Consider the following 1,398-nt stretch of genomic DNA (forward strand, 5'->3'; position numbering starts at 1 on the left):
TCTTGTAACAGTCGGTCATCCCGATGTAAAGTCGAGTCATACTGCTATCTTTGGGAATGGATAGATCAATGGTTTTTTCCAGATAGTCTACGCCCTCTTTTTTCCAGGAAGTTTTGGAACAGGCGCGACCGAGGTAATAAAGGAGATTGATATTGTTGGGATCATATTTACGGGCGACTTCCAAAAAATCATGAGCTTCATAGTACTTCTCTGCTGCATAGTAACTGATGCCTAAATAATAACAAGTATGAAAAGAACTGTCTCCTTGGCTGACAAGATATTCATAACGCCGGATAGCAGTGGGGTAGTCTTGTTTCAAGCAGTACGCTAAAGCGTTCTGCCGGTTGACGGAAATGTTGGTACTGTCAATTTGCCGGTATTTTTCTGTAGCTTCGATGGCTTCGTCGAAATAAGAACCGGATATATTTAGAGCACCTAGTTTGCTGGCTGCCAGATAATCGTCGGGATATTTAGCCTGGATATTGTAATAGCAACCTGCAGCGGGAAGAAGTTCGCCCATTCCTTCAAAGCTTTGAGCTTGTAGATGCAGGACAATGGCGGAACTGTCTTTTTCTGTCATCAGACTACTTTCACCAAGCGCCTCGCTAAACTTCTGTTGGGAGAGAAGCAAGCTGATATATTGAATACGTACATATTTGTTTTCCGGATTCAGATCAAGTGCATGTTCATAATATTTTAGTGCTTGATTGTATTTAGCTAGTGCTCGGCAACATTCGGCCGCTTCAATGAAAGCACGAGTATTTGTAGTATCATTACAGATAATTTCTTGATAGGTAGCAAGTGCCTCTGTAGTGAGTCCTAGTCCACGCAACGCTTTGCCTTTCTGTAATAGCAGGGGAGGGGTAGTCTTTTTTTGAGCTATAAGAGAAAGGGCCGTCTCATAATCGTAGTTTGCCATAGCTTCTTGAATAGGGTCTGTGTGTTGCGCTATTAGAGGAATGGTACAACAAAGAAAGAACAGAATGATAATCCGTTTCATAATATTTTATTTTAGTTGTTTGACTTATCTGCTGCAAGTTACTAAAAATATTATATTTACGAATTATTCGTAGATTATTTTGGATAGATTAACGGAATGATAAGAGAAGGTAACACAACAGTGCGCAATACAATACATGGGGCATGGTAGCTACAGTCTTTTTTACAGCAAGTCCTTATAATGAAAAATCACCTTTACTACTATAATGTAGCAAAGGTGATTTTTATAAATTCAAGGCTTTTAGGATAGTCTTATTTTTTATTTTAAGAACTGTTCAAACAGCCTCCTTATATCTTACATCAAGAATCCGAGCAGGATACCGGCAGCAACAGCTGAACCGATCACTCCGGCAACGTTCGGACCCATAGCGTGCATCAACAAATAGTTGGTCGAATCGT

The 1,398-nt window shown here is 40.1% G+C and carries 2 protein-coding genes; both read right to left on the reverse strand.

Annotated features, from left to right (window positions below):
* A partial coding sequence (locus tag AB5935_RS25415; RefSeq protein WP_368327805.1) for a tetratricopeptide repeat protein occupies window positions 1-1,000 on the reverse strand: 1,000 nt, incomplete at its 3' end.
* 294 nt (window positions 1,001-1,294) lie between these two features.
* A partial coding sequence (locus AB5935_RS25420; protein WP_368327806.1) for a sodium ion-translocating decarboxylase subunit beta occupies window positions 1,295-1,398 on the reverse strand: 104 nt, incomplete at its 5' end.

It is taken from the genome of Phocaeicola sp. RTP21198st1_B8_RTP21198_201120, from assembly GCF_040929485.1.
Lineage (GTDB): Bacteria > Bacteroidota > Bacteroidia > Bacteroidales > Bacteroidaceae > Phocaeicola > Phocaeicola dorei.